This window comes from Prauserella cavernicola (genome assembly GCF_016595675.1).
Taxonomy (GTDB): domain Bacteria; phylum Actinomycetota; class Actinomycetes; order Mycobacteriales; family Pseudonocardiaceae; genus Prauserella_A; species Prauserella_A cavernicola.
Genome location: NZ_JAENJH010000061.1, coordinates 1 through 292, shown reverse-complemented (window position 1 = coordinate 292; position 292 = coordinate 1). Strand labels below are relative to the sequence as shown.

Sequence of the window (292 nt, the reverse complement as noted above, 5' to 3'; positions counted from 1 at the left end):
AGCAGCCGCCGTTCAAACGGCCTTCGGGTGCGGCGTTCGGCAGCCTCGTCATCACGGTGCTCGCGCTCGTCGCCGTCGGGGTCTACGGCTTCATCGTGCCCGGCGGGGACCAGGCCTGGCGCGACGGCGACTCGGTGCTCGTGGTGAAGGAGACCGGCACCCGCTACGTGTATCTCAACGAGCGGCTGCACCCCGTGCTCAACTACGCGTCGGCGCTGCTGGCGCTCGGTGCGAACGCCGAGACGCACTCGGGGTCGCGCGAGTCGCTCATGGACGTCCCGCGCGGGCCGCT

Annotated in this window: 1 protein-coding gene; it reads left to right on the top strand. The window is 71.2% G+C overall.

Annotated features, from left to right (window positions below):
- Positions 1-292 (top strand): type VII secretion protein EccB (locus tag JHE00_RS34690; RefSeq protein ID WP_200326436.1); only part of this gene is annotated, 292 nt, incomplete at both ends.